We start from the raw sequence: 22,896 nt of genomic DNA on the forward strand, positions 1-22,896 counted from the left end.
GAGAGTCTTCAATGAGCAGTGTTGTTGCCATCGTCAAAAGCATTGTCGGTCAGGTATTCGTGGTCTCCCCCGAGGGTGTACGCCGCGTGCTCGTTGAAGGCGATCGCCTGTTCGTCGGCGACCAGATCGATACCGGCCTCTCCGGCGCCGTGTCGCTGGAACTGGCGGATGGCCGCACCCTGGACCTGGGCCGTGAAACCCAGTGGAGCGCCAACGCGCCCGACTCCAGCACTGACCTGGCCGAAGCCACCGCGCAGGCCGCGCCGTCTGTAGCCGAGCTGCAGCAGGCCATCGCTGCCGGTGCCGACCCGACCACCGCCCTTGAAGCCACCGCTGCCGGCGCTACCGCCGCAGGCACTGGCGGCGCGGCAGGCGGCGGCCACAGCTTCGTGATGCTCGATGCCACGGCTGGCCGCGTCGATCCGACCATCGGCTTCCCGACCGCGGGCATCAACGCCGGTGCACAAGCGGCACAGAACATCACCGGTGGCCAGACCACCGACACCACCACCAACGCCCTGCGTGAGTCGACTCTGAGCCTCAGCGCCACGCCGACCATCACCGAAGCCGGCGGCGTGCTGGTGTACACCGCGACCCTGACCCAGGCGCCGTTGACCGACCTGACCATCACCCTGTCCAACGGCTCGGTGATCGTGATTCCGGCCGGCTCCACCACCGGCACCGTCAACGTGCCGCTGGCACCGAACGACACCGTTTATAACGATCCGACCCAGATCAACGTGACCGTCACCGGCACTACCGGCGGCAACGGCATTACCGTGACCCCGCCGACCACCCCGGCGACGACTCAGGTCACCGACACCATCGACACCACCACCGTCACCCTGACTGCTGGCAACAGCGTCACCGAAGGCGGTCAGATCACCTACACCGCGACCCTGACCAACCCGGCACAGACGCCGGTCACCGTCACCCTGTCCAACGGTTCGACCATCACCATCGAAGCCGGCCAGACCACCGGCACCGTCAACGTGCCAACTGCGCCGAACGACGTCTATAACAACGGCAGCACCGTCAGCACCACTATCACCGGTGCCACTGGTGGCAACTTCGAGAATCTGGTACCAAACACGACGCCAGCCGTAACGAACATCGTCGATTCGCGCGACACCACCGGCCTGACCCTCACCGCCACCGGTGCCGTGGTCGAAGGTGGCCAGATCACCTACACCGCGACCCTGACCAATCCGGCACAGACGCCGGTCACCGTCACCCTGTCCAACGGTTCGACCATCACCATCGAAGCCGGCCAGACCACTGGCACGGTCAACGTGCCGACCGCGCCGAACGACGTCTACAACAACGGCGGCACCGTCAGCACCACGATTACCGGTGCGACCGGCGGCAACTTCGAGAATCTGGTGCCGAACACCACGCCGGCGACCACCACCGTTACCGACTCCATCGACACAACCAACCTGTCGCTGAGTGCCACCGGCACCGTCGCTGAAGGCGGCTCGATCGTTTACACCGCGACCCTGACCAACCCGGCCGGCACCCCGGTGACCGTGACGTTGAGCAATGGCTCCGTCATCACCATCGAGGCTGGCAAAACCACCGGCACTGTGACCGTTCCCGCGCCTGCGGATGACGTCTACAAAGACGCCGGCAAGGTCGAAGTCAGCATCACCGGCACCACCGGCGGCAATTTCGAGAACCTGGTGCCGAGCACCGTTCCGGCTGTTACCGAAGTCACTGACACCATCGATACCTCGACCGTCAAACTGACTGCCGATACTTCGGTCGCTGAAGGCGGCACCGTCACTTACACCGCCACCGTCGGTGCACCTGTGACCGGTTCGCCGGTTGTCGTGACCCTGGCCAACGGTCAGACCATCACCATCGAAGTCGGCAAAACCACCGGCACCGTGACCACCACCGCGCCGAACGATGCGTTGACCGGCAACCCACCGCTGACCAACGCCATCACCAATGTCAGTGGCGGTAACTACGAGAACCTCGTCGCCGATAAAACTCCGGTTTCGACCACCGTTACCGACACCGTCGACACCACCAACCTGTCGTTGAGCGCGACTGGTACCGTGGCTGAGGGCGGTTCGATCGTTTACACCGCGACCCTGACCAATCCGGCCGGCACCCCGGTGACCGTGACCCTGAGCAATGGCTCCGTCATCACCATCGAAGCCGGTAAAACCACCGGTACCGTGACTGTTCCGGCGCCTGCCGATGACGTATACAAAGACGCTGGCAAAGTCGAAGTCACCATCAACGGTGCAACCGGCGGCAACTTCGAAAATCTGGTGCCAAGCACTGTCCCTGCGGTCACCGAAGTGACCGATACCATCGACACTTCGACGGTCAAACTGTCCGCTGACACCTCGGTCGCCGAGGGTGGCACCGTCACTTACACCGCGACCGTTGGTGCGCCTGTGACTGGCTCGCCGGTTGTCGTGACTCTGGCCAACGGTCAGTCCATCACCATCGAAGTGGGTAAAACCACCGGCACCGTGACCACCACCGCACCGAACGACGTGCTGAACGGCCAGGCGCCGCTGAGCAACTCGATCACTGGCGTGAGCGGTGGCAACTACGAGAATCTGGTCGCCGACAAGACGCCGGTCAGCACCACCGTGACTGATACCGTCGACACTACCAACCTCTCGCTGAGTGCCACTGGCTCCGTCGCTGAAGGCGGCTCGATCGTCTACACCGCGACCCTGACCAACCCGGCCGGCACCCCGGTGACCGTGACCCTGAGCAATGGCTCCGTCATCACCATCGAAGCCGGTAAAACCACCGGTACCGTGACTGTTCCGGCGCCTGCCGATGACGTCTACAAAGATGCCGGCAAGGTCGAAGTCAGCATTACCGGAACCAGCGGTGGCAATTTCGAGAACCTGGTGCCGAGCACCGTTCCAGCTGTCACCGAAGTCACTGACACCATCGATACTTCGACCGTCAAACTGACCGCTGATACTTCGGTCGCTGAAGGCGGCACTGTCACTTACACCGCTACGGTTGGTGCGCCGGTGACTGGCTCGCCGGTTGTCGTGACTCTGGCCAACGGCCAGACCATCACTATCGAAGTCGGCAAGACCACTGGCACCGTGACCACCACCGCGCCAAACGATGCATTGAACGGTCACGAGCCACTGACCAACGCGATCACTGACGTGAGCGGCGGCAACTACGAGAATCTTGTAGCGGATAAAACCCCGGTTTCGACCAGCGTCACCGACACCGTCGACACCACCAACCTGTCGCTGACTGCGACCGGCACCGTGGCGGAAGGCGGCTCGATCGTCTACACCGCAACCCTGACCAATCCGGCCGGTACTCCGGTAACCGTGACCCTGAGCAATGGCTCGGTCATCACCATCGAGGCCGGCAAAACCATTGGCACCGTAACGGTTCCAGCACCTGCCGATGACGTCTACAAAGACGCCGGCAAAGTGGAAGTCAGCATTACCGGAACAACCGGCGGCAACTTCGAGAATCTGGTGCCGAGCACCGTCCCTGCGGTCACTGAAGTCACCGACACCATCGACACCTCGACCGTCAAACTGACCGCCGATACTTCGGTGGCTGAAGGTGGCACCGTCACTTACACCGCCACTGTCGGTGCGCCGGTGACTGGCTCGCCGGTTGTTGTGACCCTGGCCAACGGTCAGACCATCACCATCGAAGTGGGCAAAACCACTGGCACCGTGACCACCACCGCACCGAACGATGCGTTGACCGGTCACGAGCCACTGACCAACGCGATCACTGACGTGAGCGGTGGCAACTACGAAAACCTGGTCGCTGACAAAACCCCGATTTCGACCAACGTCACCGACACCGTCGACACCACCAACCTGTCGCTGACTGCGACCGGCACCGTGGCGGAAGGCGGTTCGATCGTCTACACCGCAACCCTGACCAATCCGGCCGGTACTCCGGTGACCGTGACCTTGTCCAACGGCTCGGTGATCACTATCGAAGCCGGTAAAACTACCGGCACCGTGACCGTTCCAGCACCCGCCGATGACGTTTACAAAGACGCTGGCAAGGTTGAAGTCACGATCAAAGACGCCGCAGGCGGCAATTTCGAGAACCTGGTGCCGAGCACCGTTCCGGCTGTTACCGAAGTGACCGATACCATCGATACGTCGACGGTCAAACTCACCGCCGACACTTCGGTCGCTGAAGGCGGGACTGTCACTTACACCGCCACCGTCGGCGCACCGGTAACCGGCTCGCCGGTTGTTGTGACCTTGGCTAATGGTCAGAACATCACCATCGAAGTGGGCAAAACCACCGGCACCGTGACCACCACCGCGCCAAACGATGCGCTGAACGGTCACGAACCGCTGACCAACTCGATTACCGGCGTCACCGGTGGCAACTACGAAAATCTGGTCGCTGACAAAACTCCGGTTTCGACCACCGTTACCGACACCGTCGACACCACCGACCTGACGTTGAGCGCCACTGGCTCCGTTGCCGAAGGTGGTTCGATCGTTTACACCGCGACCTTGACCAATCCGGCCGGTACGCCGGTGACCGTGACCCTGAGCAACGGCGCCGTGATCACCATTGAAGCAGGTAAAACTACCGGCACCGTGACCGTTCCAGCACCAGCCGATGACGTCTACAAGGACGCTGGCAAGGTTGAAGTTACGATCAAAGACGCCGCAGGCGGCAATTTCGAGAACCTGGTGCCGAGCACGGTTCCAGCCGTCACCGAAGTCACCGACACCATTGACACCTCGACCGTGAAACTCACGGCCGATACTTCGGTCGCTGAAGGCGGCACTGTCACTTACACCGCCACCGTCGGCGCACCTGTCACTGGCTCGCCGGTGACCGTGACCCTGGCGAACGGCCAGACCATCACCATCGAAGTGGGTAAAACCACCGGCACTGTCACCACCACCGCGCCAAACGATGCGCTGAATGGTCACGAACCACTGACCAACTCGATCACCGGCGTCACCGGTGGCAACTACGAGAATCTGGTCGCTGACAATACCCCGGTCAGCACCACCGTCACTGACACCGTAGACACGACGAATCTGTCGCTCAGCGCCACCAACTCGGTCGCCGAGGGCGGTTCGATCACCTACACCGCGACCCTGACCAACGCTGCAGGCTCGCCAGTCACCGTGACCCTGTCCAACGGTTCGGTGATTACCATCGACGCGGGCAAGACCACCGGCACCGTGACCGTTCCAGCACCAGCCGATGACGTCTACAAAGATGCCGGCAAGGTTGAAGTCACCATCAACGGTGCAACCGGCGGCAACTTCGAGAACCTCGTTCCGAGCACTGTTCCGGCAGTGACTGAAGTCACTGACACCATCGACACCACGTCGGTGAAACTGACCGCAACCGAGTCTGCTGCTGAAGGTGGCACCGTCACCTACACCGCGACTGTCGGTGCTCCGGTAACCGGTTCGCCTGTGGTCGTGACCCTGGCTAATGGTCAGAACATCACCATCGAAGTCGGCAAAACCACCGGCACCGTAACCACCACCGCACCGAACGATGCGCTGACCGGACACGCGCCGCTGACCAACGCCATCACCAACGTCAGCGGCGGCAACTACGAAAACCTCGTTGCCGACAAGACCCCGGTCAATACCACGGTCACCGATACCGTCGACACCACCAACCTGTCGCTGTCCGCGACCGGCACCGTGGCTGAAGGCGGCTCGATCGTTTACACCGCGACGCTGACCAACGCTGCCGGTTCGCCGGTTACCGTGACGTTGAGCAACGGCGCCGTGATCACCATCGACGCGGGCAAAACCACCGGCACCGTGACCGTTCCCGCACCTGCCGATGACGTCTACAAAGACGCCGGCAAGGTCGAAGTCACGATCAAGGATGCTGCGGGCGGCAACTTCGAGAACCTGGTGCCGAGCACCGTTCCGGCCGTCACCGAAGTCACCGACACCATCGATACCTCGACCGTGAAGCTGACCGCCGATACTTCGGTGGCTGAAGGCGGCACTGTCACTTACACCGCGACTGTTGGCGCTCCAGTGACTGGCGCACCTGTTGTTGTGACCCTGGCCAACGGTCAGACCATCACCATCGACATCGGCAAGACCACCGGCACCGTGACGACCACCGCTCCGAACGATGCGCTGAACGGTCATGAGCCGCTGAACAACTCGATCACCAATGTCAGCGGCGGCAACTACGAAAACCTCGTCGCCGACAAGACGCCAGTCAGCACCACCGTGACCGACACCGTCGACACCACCAACCTGTCGCTGAGCGCGACGCCGGCGGTGAACGAAGGCGGGCAGATCACCTACACCGCCACCCTGACCAACGCCGCCGGCACTCCGGTGACCGTGACCTTGAGCAATGGCGCGGTGATCACCATCGACGCCGGCAAAACTTCCGGCACCGTGACCGTCGATGCGCCGAAGGATGACGTCTACAAGGACGCCGGCACCGTTGAGGCGACCATCAAGGGCGCGACCGGTGGCGACTTCGAAAACCTGGTGACCAGCAACACCCCGGCCGTGACCACCGTCAACGACACCATCGACACCTCCACCGTGTCGTTGACCGCCACCGCCAACGTCGCCGAAGGCGAGACCGTGGTCTACACCGCGAGCGTCACCGCACCGGTAACCGGCTCGCCAGTTGTGGTCACTCTGTCCAACGGCCAGACCATCACCATCGCCGTCGGTGAGACCACCGGCAGCGTGAATTTCGTTGCGCCGAACAGCCCATTGGCGGGCGGCAGCTCGCTGAGCGTCGCCATCGACAAGGTTGCCGGCGGCAACTATGAGAACCTGGTGGCCGACAAGACACCGGCGAACACCTCGGTGTCGGACACCGTCGACACCACCAACCTGAACCTGACCGCCAGCGACTCGGTGGCCGAGGGTGGTTCGATTGTTTACACCGCGACCCTGACCAATCCAGCCGGTACTCCGGTGACCGTGACGCTGTCCAACGGCGCGGTGATCACCATCGAAGCCGGTAAAACCACGGGCACCGTGACCGTTCCGGCACCTGCCGATGACGTGTACAAAGACGCCGGTAAAGTCGAAGCGACCATTTCCAGCGCTACCGGTGGCAACTTCGAGAATCTGGTGCCGAGCACCGTTCCGGCGGTCACCAACGTGACCGACACCATCGACACCACCACGGTGAAACTGACCGCGACTGAGTCCGCCGCTGAAGGCGGTACCGTCACCTACACCGCGACCGTTGGTGCACCGGTAACTGGTTCGCCAGTGACCGTCACTCTCGCCAACGGCCAGAACATCACCATCGAAGTGGGTAAAACCACTGGTACCGTCACCACCACCGCGCCGAACGATGCGTTGACCGGTCATGCTCCTCTGACCAACGCGATCACCGGCGTGACTGGCGGTAATTTCGAGAATCTGGTCGCCGACAAGACGCCGGTTTCGACCACCGTTACTGACACCGTCGACACCACCAACCTGTCACTCAGTGCGACCGGCACCGTGGCCGAGGGTGGCTCGATCGTTTACACCGCCACCCTGAACAACGCGGCTGGATCGCCAGTGACCGTGACGCTGTCGAACGGTGCAGTCATCACCATCGACGCCGGTAAAACCACCGGCACCGTGACCGTTCCGGCGCCAGCCGATGACGTTTACAAAGACGCCGGTAAAGTCGAAGCGACCATTTCCAGCGCTACCGGTGGCAACTTCGAGAACCTGGTACCGAGTACCGTTCCTGCGGTCACTAACGTCACCGATACCATCGACACCACCACGGTGAAACTGACCGCGACTGAGTCCGCCGCTGAAGGCGGTACCGTCACCTACACCGCGACCGTTGGTGCACCGGTAACTGGTTCGCCAGTGACCGTCACTCTCGCCAACGGGCAGAACATCACCATCGAAGTGGGTAAAACCACCGGCACCGTGACTACCACTGCGCCGAACGATGCGCTGACCGGCCACGCGCCGCTGACCAACGCCATCACTGACGTGACTGGTGGTAACTACGAAAACCTCGTGGCGGATAAAACGCCGGTTTCGACCAATGTCACCGACACCGTCGACACCACCAATCTGTCGCTGAGTGCGACCGGCACCGTGGCCGAGGGTGGCTCGATCGTCTACACCGCGACGCTGACCAACGCTGCAGGCTCGCCGGTTACCGTGACGTTGAGCAACGGCGCCGTGATCACCATCGACGCCGGTAAAACCACCGGCACCGTGACCGTTCCGGCGCCTGCCGATGACGTGTACAAGGACGCTGGCAAAGTCGAAGCAACCATTTCCAGCGCCACCGGTGGCAACTTCGAAAACCTCGTACCAAGCACTGTTCCTGCAGTGACCGAAGTCACCGACACCATCGACACCTCCACCGTGAAGCTCAGCGCCGATACTTCGGTGGCTGAAGGCGGCACCGTGACTTACACCGCGACCGTCGGTGCACCGGTCACCGGTTCGCCGGTTGTCGTGACCTTGGCCAACGGGCAGAACATCACCATCGAAGTCGGCAAGACCACTGGTTCGGTGACCACCACAGCACCGAACGATGCGCTGACCGGGCATGCACCACTGACCAACTCGATTACCGGCGTGACCGGTGGCAATTACGAGAATCTGGTCGCCGACAAAACGCCTGTTTCGACCACCGTTACTGACACCGTCGACACCACCAACCTGTCGCTCAGTGCGACCGGCACCGTGGCCGAAGGTGGCTCGATCGTTTACACCGCGACCTTGACCAATGCCGCTGGCTCGCCAGTCACCGTGACTCTTTCGAACGGCGCAGTGATCACCATCGAAGCCGGTAAAACCACTGGCACCGTAACCGTTCCTGCGCCGGCGGACGACGTTTACAAAGACGCCGGTAAAGTCGAAGCAACCATTTCCACTGCTACCGGTGGCAACTTCGAAAACCTGGTGCCGAGCACTGTTCCGGCCGTCACCAACGTTACCGATACCATCGACACCACCACGGTGAAACTGACCGCGACCGAGTCTGCCGCTGAAGGCGGTACCGTCACCTACACCGCGACTGTCGGTGCCCCAGTGACCGGTTCGCCGGTCGTAGTGACGTTGGCCAACGGCCAGAACATCACCATCGAAGTGGGTAAAACCACCGGCACCGTCACCACCACCGCGCCGAACGATGCGTTGACCGGTCATGCTCCTCTGACCAACGCGATCACGGGCGTGACCGGCGGTAATTACGAGAGTCTGGTGGCTGACAAAACGCCAGTCAGCACCACTGTGACCGACACTGTCGATACGACCAACCTGTCCCTGAGCGCTACCAACTCGGTTGCCGAGGGTGGTTCGATCATCTACACAGCGACCCTGACCAACCCGGCTGGCTCGCCAGTGACCGTGACCCTGTCGAACGGCGCCGTGATCACCATCGAAGCGGGCAAAACCACTGGCAACGTGACCGTTCCGGCACCAGCGGACGACGTCTACAAAGACGCCGGCACCGTTCAGGCAACGATCACCAATGCCACCGGTGGCAACTTCGAAAACCTGGTGCCGAGCTCCGTTCCGGCCGTCACCAACGTCACCGACACCATTGATACCACCACGGTCAAACTGACCGCGACCGAGTCTGCTGCTGAAGGCGGTACCGTCACCTACACCGCAACCGTCGGTGCACCAGTCACCGGTTCGCCGGTTGTGGTGACCTTGGCCAACGGTCAGAACATCACCATCGAAGTGGGTAAAACCACCGGCACCGTCACTACCACCGCACCGAACGATGCGCTGGCCGGTCATGCACCGTTGACCAACGCGATCACCAACGTCAGCGGCGGCAACTACGAGAACCTCGTTGCCGACAAGACCCCGGTCAACACCACGGTTACTGACACCGTCGACACCACCAACCTGTCGCTGTCCGCGACCGGCACCGTGGCCGAGGGTGGCTCGATCGTTTACACCGCGACGCTGACCAACGCTGCCGGATCGCCGGTTACCGTGACGTTGAGCAACGGCGCCGTGATCACCATCGACGCCGGTAAAACCACCGGCACCGTGACCGTTCCGGCGCCTGCCGATGACGTGTACAAGGACGCTGGCAAAGTCGAAGCGACCATTTCGACTGCTACCGGTGGCAACTTCGAGAACCTGGTGGCGAGCACTGTTCCTGCAGTCACCAATGTCACTGACACCATCGACACCACCACGGTCAAACTGACCGCGACCGAGTCTGCTGCTGAAGGCGGTACCGTCACCTACACCGCGACCGTTGGTGCACCGGTAACCGGTTCGCCAGTGACCGTCACTCTGGCCAATGGTCAGAACATCACCATCGAAGTGGGTAAAACCACCGGTACTGTCACCACTACTGCGCCGAATGACGTGTTGGCCGGTCATGCACCGTTGACCAACGCAATCACCAACGTCAGCGGCGGCAACTATGAAAACCTCGTAGCCGACAAGACCCCGGTCAGCACCACCGTGACCGACACTGTCGATACAACCAACCTGTCGCTCAGCGCTACAGGTACCGTGGCCGAAGGTGGCTCGATCGTTTACACCGCGACCCTGACCAACGCTGCTGGCTCGCCAGTCACCGTGACCCTGAGCAACGGCGCAGTCATCACTATCGACGCCGGTAAAACCACTGGCACCGTGACCGTTCCTGCCCCGGCTGATGACGTCTACAAAGACGCCGGCACCGTGCAGGCAACCATCACCAACGCCAGCGGTGGCAACTTCGAAAACCTGGTGCCGAGCACCACGCCAGCCGTGACCAGCGTCACCGACACCATCGACACCACGGGCGTGAAACTCACCGCCACGGGTACTGTGGCCGAGGGTGGCACCGTCACCTACACCGCCACTGTCGGCGCTCCGGTCACCGGTTCGCCAGTGACCGTAAGCCTGTCCAACGGCCAGACGATCACCATCGACATCGGCAAAACCACCGGCACCGTGACCACCACTGCGCCGAACGACGTGTTGACCGGCCACGCACCGTTGACCAATGCGATCACCAACGTCAGCGGCGGCAACTACGAAAATCTGGTAGCCGACAAGACACCGGTCAGCACCACCGTGACCGACACTGTCGATACGACCAACCTGTCCCTCAGCGCCACCAACACGGTCGCCGAGGGCGGTTCGATCATCTACACCGCGACCTTGACCAACGCGGCTGGTTCGCCGGTCACTGTGACTCTGTCCAACGGCGCCGTGATCACTATCGACGCCGGTAAAACCACTGGCACCGTGACCGTTCCTGCCCCGGCTGATGACGTCTACAAAGACGCCGGCACCGTGCAGGCAACCATCACCAACGCCAGCGGTGGCAACTTCGAAAATCTGGTACCAAGCACCGTACCGGCCGTGACCAGCGTCACCGATACCATCGACACCACTACCGTGAAGTTGTCTGCCACCGGTACAGCGGCTGAAGGCGGCAACGTCGTCTACACCGCCACCGTCGGCGCGCCAGTCACTGGTTCGCCAGTCGTGGTGACTCTGTCCAATGGCCAGACCATCACCATCGACATCGGCAAAACCACCGGCACCATAACCACCACCGCACCAAACGATGCGCTGACCGGCCATGCGCCGTTGACCAACGCCATCACTAACGTGACCGGCGGCAACTACGAAAATCTGGTAGCCGACAAAACCCCGGTCAGCACCACCGTGACCGACACCGTCGACACCACCAGCCTGTCGCTGACCGCGACCGGTACCGTGGCCGAGGGTGGCTCGATCGTTTACACCGCAACCCTGACCAATGCCGCGGGTTCGCCAGTGACCGTTACGTTGAGCAACGGCGCAGTCATCACCATCGACGCCGGTAAAACCACCGGCACCGTGACCGTTCCGGCTCCAGCGGACGACGTCTACAAAGACGCCGGCACCGTGCAGGCGACCATCAAGTCGGCGACAGGTGGCAGCTTCGAAAACCTGGTGCCAAGCACCACGCCAGCCGTAACCAGCGTCACCGACACCATTGACACCACTGGCGTGAAACTCACCGCCACGGGTACTGTCGCCGAGGGTGGCACTGTCACCTACACCGCCACTGTCGGTGCGCCTGTGACTGGCTCGCCAGTTGTCGTGACCCTGTCCAACGGCCAGACCATCACCATCGACATCGGCAAAACCACCGGCACCGTGACCACCACTGCGCCGAACGACGTGTTGACCGGCCACGCACCGTTGACCAATGCGATCACCAACGTCAGCGGCGGCAACTACGAAAATCTGGTAGCCGACAAAACCCCAGTCAGCACCACCGTGACCGACACCGTCGACACCACCAGCCTGTCGCTGAGCGCGACCCCGGCGGTGAACGAGGGCGGCCAGATCACCTACACCGCCACCCTGAGCAACGCTGCCGGTTCCCCGGTAACCGTGACCCTGAGCAACGGCTCGGTGATCACCATCGACGCCGGCAAAACCACGGGTACCGTGACCGTTCCGGCTCCGGCTGACGACGTCTACAAAGACGCCGGCAGCGTGCAGGCGACCATCACCAACGCCAGCGGTGGCAACTTCGAGAACCTGGTACCGAGCACGACACCGGCCGTGACCAACGTCGCCGATACCATCGACACCACCACCGTCAGCATCACCGGCAGCACCTCGGTGACCGAAGGCCAGACCGCCAGCTACACCGTCAGCCTGACGCACCCGGCGCAAACCGACGTGACCCTGAAGATCGTCTACAGCGGCACCGCTGCCGACGGTTCGGACTTCACTGGCGTGTACACCGTGAAGATCCCGGCGGGCGCCAGCAGCGCGCAGTTCAACGTCGCGACCATCGATGACAAGATCACCGAAGGCACCGAGAACTTCGTGGTCAAGATCGACTCGGCCACCGGCGGCAACTTCGAGAACCTGGCCGTCAGCAGCACCAACGGCAGCGTCAGCACCTCGATCATCGACAACGATGCGCCACCGGTCATCGACCTGGATGCCAACAACTCCAGCGGCGCCACCGGTGCCGACTACAAGGTGACGTTCACCGAAAACACCCCGGGCGCCGGCGTGTCGATTGCCGACACTGACCTGACGATCACCGACCCGGACAGCACCATGCTGACAGGCGCGACCATCGTGCTGACCAACCGTCAGGACGGCGATGCGCTGAACCTCGGCAACAGCGTCAACGGCATCACGATCAATGCCAACAGCACCAACGGCACCGTGACCTTGACCCTGTCGGGCAACGCGACGCTCGCCGACTACATGCAGGCGATCAAGAACATCAGTTTCACCAACAGCAGTGAAAACCCGAGCACCGTGCCACGGATCATCACCGTGACCGTGACCGATGGCGGCAACTACTCCAACACCGCGACCACCACGGTCAACGTGGTGGCGGTCAACGATGCTCCGGTGGCCGCGCCAAGCAACGTCACCGGCACCGAAGACACCCCGCTGATCCTCGGCTGGTCGACCTTCGGTGTGACCGATGTCGACAGCCCGGCCAGCAGCCTGGGCATCAAAATCACCCAGCTGCCGGGCGAAGGCAAACTGCAATACCTGGACGGTTCGACCTGGAAAGACGTCGCCAACAACCAGACCTTCAGCAAGGCTGACATCGACGCCGGCAAGCTGCGCTTCATGCCGGATGCCAACGAATCGGGCGTCAACGGTTACGGCGGCACCGGCATGGGCAACAACCAGGCCGACTACGCACAGATCAAGTTCCAGCCAACCGACGGCCAGCTGCTGGGCAATACCGGCACCGTGAAGATCGACATCACGCCGGTGGCGGATGCACCGACCGTGAGCGTGGCCGATAACAGTGTGAAGTCCACCGGACTGGTCAAGGAAGTCTGGACCGGCCTGTCGGGCCTGGGCACCAGCGGCAACGGCGCTGACTCGACCACGTTGAAAAACGTGATCGACGGCGCTGGCACCCCGAACTCCAGCACCAACGTGACCAACGTGCAGTCCGACGGCAGTGTGACCGCCGGCACTGCGTCGAAAACCTCGGGCCTGATCTATCTGGAAGCCGGCAAGACCTACAGCTTCAGCGGCGTGGCTGACGACAGCCTGCTGATCACCATTGGCGGCAAGAGCGTGGCGTCGGGTACCTGGGGCGCGGGCGGCGCGATCAGTGGTTCGTTCACCCCGACCACCAGCGGCTACTACACCCTGGACATCTACCACCACAACCAGAGCGGCCCGGGCAGCTATGACGTGAACCTGTCGGTCAACGGCAGCACGCCAATCGACCTGAGCAGCGCCGGCGTGCCGATCTACACCGGGGTGCAGGATCTGGTGAATTCCGGTGTGACCGTCTCCGACCTGCACGGCACCAACGGCGAAGGCTATTACGACGGCTACAAGCTCAACACTGGCGCCGAAGGCACCACGGTGAAACTGTCGGCGATCAACACCGCGCTGACCGATACCGACGGTTCGGAAACCCTGAGCGTGAAGATCAGCGGCGCGCCGGTCGGCTCGGTTCTCTCCGACGGCAACGGTCACACCTTCACAGTCACCGCGAGCAACGGCGAAGCCAACGTCACCGGCTGGAACCTGGGCAGCCTGACCGTAACCCCGCCGACCTACTACAACGGCCAGTTCAACCTGACCGTGACCTCGACCTCCACTGAAATGGTCGGCGGTTCGGCCAGCAGCACCGCGACGATTCCGGTCACCGTGGTGCCGGCGGTGTACAACGCCGTAGTCGGCACCTCGGGCGACGACACCTTCAACGGTACCGATGGCAACGACATCATGGTCGCCGACATCGGCGGTCTGACCGTGGTGCCGGGCACCAACTACAACATCGCGTTCATGGTCGACAGCTCGGGTAGCATGAGCACCTCGTCGATCAACGCGGCCAAGGACTCGCTGACCTCGGTGTTCAACACCCTCAAGCAGAGCCTGGGCGGCAGCAACTCGGGCACGGTGAACATCTTCCTGGCGGACTTCGATACCCAGGTCAACAAGTCGGTGTCGGTGAACCTCAACGACCCGAACGCGCTGACCAAGCTCAAAGCCGTGCTCGACTCGATGGCGTCCGGCGGCGGCACCAACTACGAGGACGTGTTCAAGACCACGGCCAACTTCTTCCAGAGCGCGGAAGCTGTGGCGAACACCGGGGCGAAGAACCTCACGTACTTCATCACCGACGGCCAGCCGACCTACTACCAGAGCGGCGAGCAGACCAACCCGACGCTGTACGGCAGCGTGAAGTTCGACAGTGTGGTGACAACCAGCAACTACAAGCTGGGCGACACTTTCAGCACGTACATCGACAACACGCATTACCTGAGCATCACCGCCAGCGGTTATGCCCAGTTGCAGACTTACACTGCCCGTTATGGCTGGAGCACCACCAACCTAGGCACTGTTCACGCTCAGGGTGACGGCACTTACGAGTTGTCGAGCCTGGCCGGTAGCGGCAGCAGTACGGATTCGGCGACAACCTCCAACTCCAACAGCAGCTTCGCCCTGCTCAGCGGTCTGTCGAACGTCGAGGCGATCGGTATCAACAGCGGTGTCAGCCTCAACGACCTGAAACCGTATGACTCGGATCACTCGCCGCAAACCAACATCGATCCGAAGGATCTGGCCAACTCGATCATCGGCCATACCGAAGCGACGATGCCGGGCAACGACACCGTCAGCGGTGGCGACGGCAACGACATCCTGTTCGGCGACCTGGTGAGCTTCAACGGCATTGCCGGCGAGGGTTATCAGGCGATGCAGGCGTTCGTGGCGCAGCAGACCGGGGTCGACGTCAGCAAGGTCACCACCAGCAACGTGCACCAGTACATCACCGAGCACTATCAGGCGTTCGATGTGTCCGGTGCACATGACGGTAACGACACACTGTTGGGCGGCGCAGGTAACGACATCCTGTTCGGCTCGGGCGGCAACGACCTGCTCGACGGCGGCAAGGGCAATGACATCCTGCTCGGCGGCACCGGCAATGACACGCTGATCGGCGGCCAGGGCAACGACATCCTGATCGGTGGTTCCGGTGCCGACACTTTCGTCTGGAAAGCAGGCGACACCGGCAATGACGTGATCAAGGACTTCAACGCCAACGAAGGTGACCGCATCGACCTGCGCGATCTGTTGCAGGGTGAAACCGGCAGCACCATCGACAACTTCCTGAAGATCACCACGGTTGATGGCACGTCGTCGCTGCAAGTCAGCTCGGCGGGCAAGTTCAACTCCGGCGACGCGGCAGCCGCCACGCCGGACGTGACGATCAAACTGGAAGGCAACAACTGGTCGAGCGCCAACATTCACAACCTGATTGCCGGCAGCGATCCGACCATCAAGGTCGACCACAACAACAGCTGATGCGTGAACAAAACGGCCGCCCCTTGGGGCGGCCGTCACGTTTGCGGCTAACTCGGCGGTGACGATTTCGTCGCCACCCCGCATACTCGCGCGCAGTTGGCCTATGCTGCTGACAGCATGACGCTGGATCTTTCTGAGGGATGCTCAATGTTTTACGTGCAACGCGATGCGCAAGGTCTGTTGATTCGCGTGGAAGCCGCGGCCTACGCCGAGGCCACGGAAACGCTGCCGGCCGACAGCCATGAAATCCAGGCCTGGTTCGCCAATGAAGTGGTGGAAACCAGCCTGAAACAGCTCAAGCAGAGCGACCTGGAAATGATTCGGGTACTCGACGACCTGATCCAGGTGCTGACCCAGAAGGGCGTGATCCGCGTCACCGACCTGCCGCCGGCGGCGCAGGCCAAGTTGATGGACCGCACCCAGGCGCGTGAGGCGTTGGGCGGGTTGAGCCAGTTGATCGATGATGATGAAGGTGGGCTGATCTGATCCCGCATATTCGTTGAATGATCTGGCCCCTTCGCGAGCAGGCTCGCTCCCACATTTGAAATGCTTCCAATGTGGGAGCGAGCCTGCTCGCGAAGACAGCATCACTGACACCGCTGCACTAAAAGTTTAGCTCCAGGGTTTGGGCTCACCAAACAACTGTCCCTGCACCCCATACAAGCCCATCTCGCGAATCACCGACAACTCACCCTCGGTCTCCACCCGCTCGGCAATCAATGGCAGGTCGATGCTGTGCGCCGCACGCTGGATCGCCTCGATGAACAGGCGCTTGTCGCTCTCCTGATCGATCGCGCGAATGTAACTGCCATCGATCTTCAGGTACGCCAGCCCCAGCCGCGCCAGGTTGCCGATCATGCTGAAGCGTCCACCAAAGCGCTGCAGGCTCAGGGAGAAACCGAGTTCACGCAGGCGCCGGGTCAACTGCTCCAGCACCGCTTGCTCCGGCAATTGCTCCTCGCCGATCTCCAGCGTCAGGCGCTCGCCGAGGTCGGAGTGCGCGCGCAGAATCTCGAACACTTTGTTCAGCGCTTGTGGATCGGCCAGGGTTGCCGAAGACAGGTTCAGCGCCAGCGAATCTTCATGCGCCTTCATTTGCTCCAGCACGCGCTCGAGCATCAGACGGTCCAGTCGCGCGGTCCAGCCAAAACGCTCGAGCCACGGCAGGAAACGCCCGGCCGGGATGGTCTGGCCCTGTTCATCCAGCAAGCGCGAAAGCACTTTGTAATGCAGCACCAATTGCGTGTCCTGAGCGGCCACCACCGGTTGGAAGTACAGCTCGAAACGCTGCTGATTCAGTGCCTGATCGAGCAAGCGATGCCAGGCATGGTGATCGTCACCGACGTCCGCCACCAGGCTCTGATCGATGCACGCCCAGTTCTGCTCGCCCTGTCCCTCGGCCTGCGCCAGCGCCTGATCGCCCAGGGTCAGTACCGCTTGCGGTGAATCGCCGTGAGCAAACGGAGCGAGGCCGATGGAGGCCACGGCCGGCACATCGGTTGCGCCAGTGGCATGCAGGCTGCTCAATGCGCTGTCGAGATTCTGCGCCAGTTGCAGCGCTTCTTCGCGCACCAGTCCCGGTGCCAGCACGGCGAATTCACCGCCGCGAATCCGGGTGACGAGGTTTTGGGTTTCCGGGTATTTGGCGCATTCGCGGGACAGTTGCTCGCCGACGGCTTTCAACAATTCATCGGTGCGCTGACCGCCCAGACGCTGATTGAGCCCGGCCAGATCCTTGACCCGCAACAGCAGCAGGTAACCGGAACTGGCCTGCTCCGGGTTGCTCACGCGGTTGTGCAGTTGCATCTCGAAATAGCGCCGGTTGGCCAGCCCGGTGAGGTTGTCCTGATAAGACTCGGCACGCAGTTTTTCGCTGCGCTCGGCCTGCTCCTGGAACAGCGCTTTGAGCTTCTCGACCATCTGGTTCATCGCCTGCACCACGCGCCGCAGTTCCGGGGTACGCGGCAACTCCGGCAGGCTGAGGAATTCGCGGCGGGCGATGGCGTGGGACTGTTTGACCATGTAATCCAGCGGGCGCAATTGCCGGCGCAGCAGCAACGCGCCGAGCACTGCACTGACCGCGCCGCACAGCAGCAGCCAGCCGAGGCTGCCCAACGCGCTCTGCCACAGCTTGGCCACGGCAAACATCGGGTGACTGACCACCTCGACCCGCGCCGCCTGCTCCCAGCCACGGCTGACCAGCGCGTCGCCACCGGCCGGCTCCAGGCCGATCAGTTTGACGAACCAGTCAGGCACATTGCTCACCGCCGGAATCCCGCTGCGCTCGACAATGGTCTGGTCGGTCTTGAGATCGACCACGCGGATGCTCGCGTAATAGCCGCTGTCGAAAATCGAGCTGACCAGCAGCTCGACCATCGCCGGGTCGTCGATATTCGGCGTCAGCGACAACGCCAGCGCCGTGGCGGCGTCCTGGGCATGGGAGCGCAGCTGGTTGACGTACTGGGTGCGCGAGCTCTCCAGACTGACCATGAAGCTGCCGGTGAAGGCGACCACCAGGAACAGACAGATAGCGATCAACAGCTGTTTGAACAAAGACATCTGAGCGCGTGCTCCTAGTTAGTCGTTTCGACCGGGAAACCTTCGGCCTGCATTTTCTTCAGCACATCCTGCCAGCGCGACAGGCGTTTGGTGTCACCGACCTTCTTGTTGCCCTTGGCTCCCGGCAGGTACAGACCTTCAGCATTGAAAGAGTAGACCGGCAGCAAATCGGTTCGCTGGGACGCAGGCTGAATCGGATCGATCAGGCTGTCGAGCACCAGCGGCATGGCATCGGGGGTGGCGTAGTAAGTCAGCACCATGTGTGCGCGATTCTGGCGCAGTGCCTTGACGTAGGTGATGCGCAGCTTGTCACTGGAGACCCCGAGATGGCGCAGGCTGAAATACTTGGCGATCGCGTAGTCTTCGCAATCGCCGGCGCCTTTCCACAACGCTTCGATGGGCGTCTCCCAATAATCGACCTGCCCCCACAGATCGATATCTTCTACATAACGCACCTGTTTGTTGAAAAACAGGTTCACCACTTTCAGCTTTTCCATCTCGCTGACCTGTTTCTGCGTGGCCAGCAGGTTTTGCCAGGCATCGATCCGCTGCTGCCCGGCACCCAACGGGCCGTAGAGCGCCGTAGCCTTGCGGCTGATCGCGGAAAAATCCCAATCGGCATGCAGGCCGCCCAGCATGACGCCGGCCAGCAACAGTGCGCAGCCTAGCCAGCGCAGAGTCCGGGGGATCGTGAAACGTACCGCCACAGCAGGTTTCCAGGGGGCAGGAAGGAAAGCGTTTGATGGTGAAGCTTAGCCCGGCAAAAAACAATGGCACCATGAGATCATCGCCATCGCGCTAAACTTCATTCAGGACAGCAATCCTTTACATGGTTTGACAACCTGTAGAGCAATCACTAGTGTCTTTGGATCCAAATTCCGTCGTCATTCAGGGTGAGTAGTTGTGACACAGAAGCCCAAACCGCTGCACAGCATCAAAGTCGATGGGCCGATTCCCGCACACCTTGCCCGCTCGATCATCGAAGAAACCCTGCGCTCGGCGATCCTTGACGGTCGCTTGCCGTGCGGCACCGCCCTGCGCCAGCAGGATCTGGCCGACCTGTTCGGGGTCAGCCGCATGCCGGTGCGCGAGGCTCTGCGCCAGCTCGAAGCGCAGGAACTGCTGAGCGTCACCACCCACAAGGGCGCCGTTGTAGCGCCGCTGATCCAGGGCGACGCCACCGAAACCTACGAGTTGCGGATCCTCCTCGAATCCGAAGCCATGCGCCAGTCGATCCCGTTGCTGACCAGCGCCGATCACGCGCTTGCCGCCGGCTATATCGAAGAACTCGAAACCCAGCACGACTACAGCGAAATCGGTCGGCTCAACCGTCTGTTCCACATGGCCCTGTACAGCAAGGCACCGAATAAGCGTCTGCTGCGGCTGGTCGAAGACGGCCTCAACGAGGAGGAGCGCTTCCTGCGTTTCAATCTCGAAGCCATGGGCCTGGGCAAACTCTCCCAGGAAGATCACCGCGCCATGCTCCAGGCCGTGATCGAGCGCGATGTCGAGCTGTCGGTGAAGTTGCTCACACATCACCTCAACCGTGGCGTCGACGTGATCACCCGCTTCCTCGCCAGTCCCGCCGGACAAAACCGCAAGGCCGTGCGCTGACACCCTTCACGCCGGTCTCAGGCCTTCGCGTCTGACCGGCGAATAACCCGCTTACAAATCCTCTCCCCGATCCTCCGCAAACCTGGTGGCGGATCCGCGTGTTCGCTCTAACCTCCCAGCGCTCGCAAGCCCGGCATTGCGGCTCGGCGCGGACGAATCGGTCATAGCCGTCCCGCCAATTTACCCGCACTCTTTAACGGCCACCCCATGAAGAACGGGCGACGCGCCGCACCGCCGGCGCAGTCCCCGCACCAGGAACCTACGGAAGGAGCCTTGCCACGGGAAAAAGGGAAGTTACGGCGCCGTTTCCGGCCCACTTTCATTCCTATACATCACATTCAATTTCCGCTTCTTGAAGTTGCTTTGAGTGAGGCATTCACTCTTGTCTTCAATTTTGGCCATTATTTGCCGAAAGGAGCAACTACGCCCAAATAAAACTAAACTCAATAGTTTTATCAGGCCAACTCATATTTAAAAAACAGCCAACTAAAAATAATTAAAAATAAACTTGTTAAGTTATTTGACGATGTATTAGCTTTTTATTGCCGAGCAGGGTTAACCCCGCAAACACGGCGCAGCTCTGCATTCAGCCGATAGCTTTGGCAAATAGTCGCCAACGCATGGCCGAGAGCTTTTCATGCACTTTGCAAACTTTCATTAATCCGAATGAGGCCCGCGTTCGCCAATAGAAAACATTTCAAACTTATCAAGTCCGTGTTGATGCACTGAACGAGAAACTCCCTCTATTCCAATAACACCGAGGTTCGCCATGATGCCAACTAAAGAACAACTCGCCCTGAAAAAAGCGCAATTGAGCGTTCACCCGATCTTTACCGAGATCGATTCGTTATCGGTACTGCGCCGGTTCATGGAATCCCACGTCTTCGCCGTGTGGGATTTCATGTCGTTGACCAAGCGCCTGCAACAGGAACTGACCTGTACACGGCTGCCATGGTTACCGCCACGCGATCCGCATGCTGCGCGGCTGATCAACGAGATCGTGCTCGGCGAAGAGTCCGATGATCGTCCCGCCCACGGCCATTACAGCCATTTTGAGCTGTACCTGGACGCGATGCGCGAAGTCGGTGCGAGCACCACGGCGGTCGAACGGTTTGTCGCGCTGCAACAGGAAGGCGTGAGTTACGACGTCGCCCTGCAAAGCGTTGAGGTTGATCCGGCAGCGGCGAAATTTGTGCGCGAGACGCTGAACACAGCGCTGCATGCGCCAGGCCACAGCGTCGCCGCCGCGTTCCTGCATGGCCGTGAGAGCGTGATCCCGACGATGTTCCAGCGCATCCTCGATGACTGGGGGATCGGCATCGAACAGGCACCCACCTTTCGCTATTACCTGGAGCGCCACATCGAGGTCGACTCCGAAGATCACGGCCCGGCGGCAGAGCAACTGCTGGAGCGCCTGGTCGACGGTGATCCGCAGCGTGAGGCCGAAGTCTACGCCAGCGCCATCGCGGCGGTGGATAGCCGCATCGCCCTGTGGGACGGCCTGCGTCTGAGCATGCGTGAACCCTTGGCGGAGGTGGCCCAATGAACGCCGCCGATTACCAATCCTTCGCCGACGCCTGGGAAACCCGCGCCACCATCCGCACCCGGCCACGGCGTGTTCTGGAAGACGATGAGCGCCTGATCTATCCGCTGAGCCGCCAGCCCCTGGTGCTCAGCGAAACCTTCCTGCGCGAATGCCCGCAGCAGCGTGATTTCGCCCTGGTGCAGACGCTGTACAAATTCATCAACGACGTGGTGATTTTCGAAACCGAAATCGTCGACCAGACCGCCCGCGCCATCGCCAAGAATCGCTTCGCCGTGCCGTTCCCGTTCGCCTGTCGCTACGACGCCATGACCGTGGTGGTGGACGAGGATTACCACGCGCTGGTGGCGATGGACTTCATGCAGCAGACCGTGGCCATGACCGGCATCGAGCCGATCGAACTGCCCGCTGAAATCGAACTGAGCCGGGCAATTCCTGCCGCTGTGGCACTGGCGCCAGAGCACCTGCGCAGCGCGGTGGAACTGATCTGCGTGGCCATCGCCGAGAACACCGTGACTGGTGACGTCGCCGCATTCGCCCGGGACGACACGGTCAAGCCGTCGATCAAAGGGCTGATGGCCGATCACTTGCTCGACGAGGGCCGGCATTCCTGCTTCTGGGCGCGCATGGTGCGCATCTATTGGCACACCGCCAATGACGCGGACCGGGAAACCATCGCGCAGATCCTGCCGGTGTTTATCGGCCATTACCTGACCAACGATATCCAGAAGTCCTTCGATCTGCGCCTGATCGACGCCTTGCCGGTCAGCGAGGCAGTGCGCCGTTTGCTCAGGGACGAGATGGCCGGGCTGGCGTTCCCGATCAATCGCCACCATCCGCTGGTGGGCAACATCGTGCGCTTTTTCCACAGCAGCTCGCTGCTCGACACGCCGTGCGTGCAGCACGCCCTTCGTGACTATCTGGTTTGAT

At 61.6% G+C, this 22,896-nt stretch carries 7 protein-coding genes; 5 read left to right on the forward strand and 2 right to left on the reverse strand.

Features of this window, described 5'->3' with window-relative positions:
• Nucleotides 1-11: 11 nt before the first annotated feature.
• Together QRN61_RS03350 and QRN61_RS03355 are read left to right on the forward strand one after the other, a co-directional pair.
• A complete protein-coding gene (locus QRN61_RS03350) occupies nucleotides 12-16,250 on the forward strand; it encodes a LapA family giant adhesin (RefSeq protein WP_285373213.1) in 16,239 nt (5,412 codons plus the stop codon).
• A gap of 147 nt (nucleotides 16,251-16,397) precedes the next feature.
• A complete protein-coding gene (locus QRN61_RS03355; protein WP_027611112.1) occupies nucleotides 16,398-16,736 on the forward strand; it encodes a hypothetical protein in 339 nt (112 codons plus the stop codon).
• Between the two features lie 126 nt (nucleotides 16,737-16,862).
• Here QRN61_RS03355 and lapD read toward each other — a convergent pair whose 3' ends face one another.
• The gene (lapD, locus tag QRN61_RS03360; RefSeq protein ID WP_096797705.1) at nucleotides 16,863-18,809 is read right to left on the reverse strand and encodes a cyclic di-GMP receptor LapD; all 1,947 of its coding nucleotides are present in this window, start codon (nucleotides 18,807-18,809) and stop codon (nucleotides 16,863-16,865) included.
• 14 nt (nucleotides 18,810-18,823) lie between these two features.
• Entirely contained in the window at nucleotides 18,824-19,516 is a 693-nt protein-coding gene (gene lapG / locus QRN61_RS03365; RefSeq protein WP_096797706.1) for a cysteine protease LapG, read from the reverse strand.
• 196 nt (nucleotides 19,517-19,712) lie between these two features.
• Here lapG and QRN61_RS03370 point away from each other — a divergent pair, with 196 nt between their 5' ends.
• The 3 genes from QRN61_RS03370 (at nucleotide 19,713) to QRN61_RS03380 (ending at nucleotide 22,895) form a co-directional block, all read left to right on the forward strand.
• Nucleotides 19,713-20,423, forward strand: a complete 711-nt coding sequence (locus QRN61_RS03370) for a GntR family transcriptional regulator (RefSeq protein ID WP_027611110.1) — start codon at nucleotides 19,713-19,715, stop codon at nucleotides 20,421-20,423.
• A gap of 769 nt (nucleotides 20,424-21,192) precedes the next feature.
• Nucleotides 21,193-21,969 (forward strand): DUF3050 domain-containing protein, encoded by a 777-nt coding sequence (locus tag QRN61_RS03375; RefSeq protein WP_285373214.1) that lies wholly within the window; start codon nucleotides 21,193-21,195, stop codon nucleotides 21,967-21,969.
• Complete coding sequence (locus QRN61_RS03380; RefSeq protein WP_285373215.1) at nucleotides 21,966-22,895, forward strand: diiron oxygenase; 930 nt, start codon at nucleotides 21,966-21,968, stop codon at nucleotides 22,893-22,895. The genes QRN61_RS03375 and QRN61_RS03380 overlap by 4 nt, the downstream gene beginning before the upstream one ends.
• Nucleotide 22,896 lies beyond the last annotated feature (1 nt).

Origin of the sequence: Pseudomonas sp. lyk4-TYG-107 (assembly GCF_030209055.1) — a bacterium.
Classification (GTDB): domain Bacteria; phylum Pseudomonadota; class Gammaproteobacteria; order Pseudomonadales; family Pseudomonadaceae; genus Aquipseudomonas; species Aquipseudomonas putida_A.

Coding starts and splice junctions, on each gene's coding strand:
- QRN61_RS03350 (WP_285373213.1), top strand. CDS start 12: ATGAGCAGTGTTGTTGCCATCGTCAAAAGCATTGTCGGTCAGGTATTC.
- QRN61_RS03355 (WP_027611112.1), top strand. CDS start 16,398: ATGTTTTACGTGCAACGCGATGCGCAAGGTCTGTTGATTCGCGTGGAA.
- lapD (WP_096797705.1), bottom strand. CDS start 18,809: ATGTCTTTGTTCAAACAGCTGTTGATCGCTATCTGTCTGTTCCTGGTG.
- QRN61_RS03375 (WP_285373214.1), top strand. CDS start 21,193: ATGATGCCAACTAAAGAACAACTCGCCCTGAAAAAAGCGCAATTGAGC.
- QRN61_RS03380 (WP_285373215.1), top strand. CDS start 21,966: ATGAACGCCGCCGATTACCAATCCTTCGCCGACGCCTGGGAAACCCGC.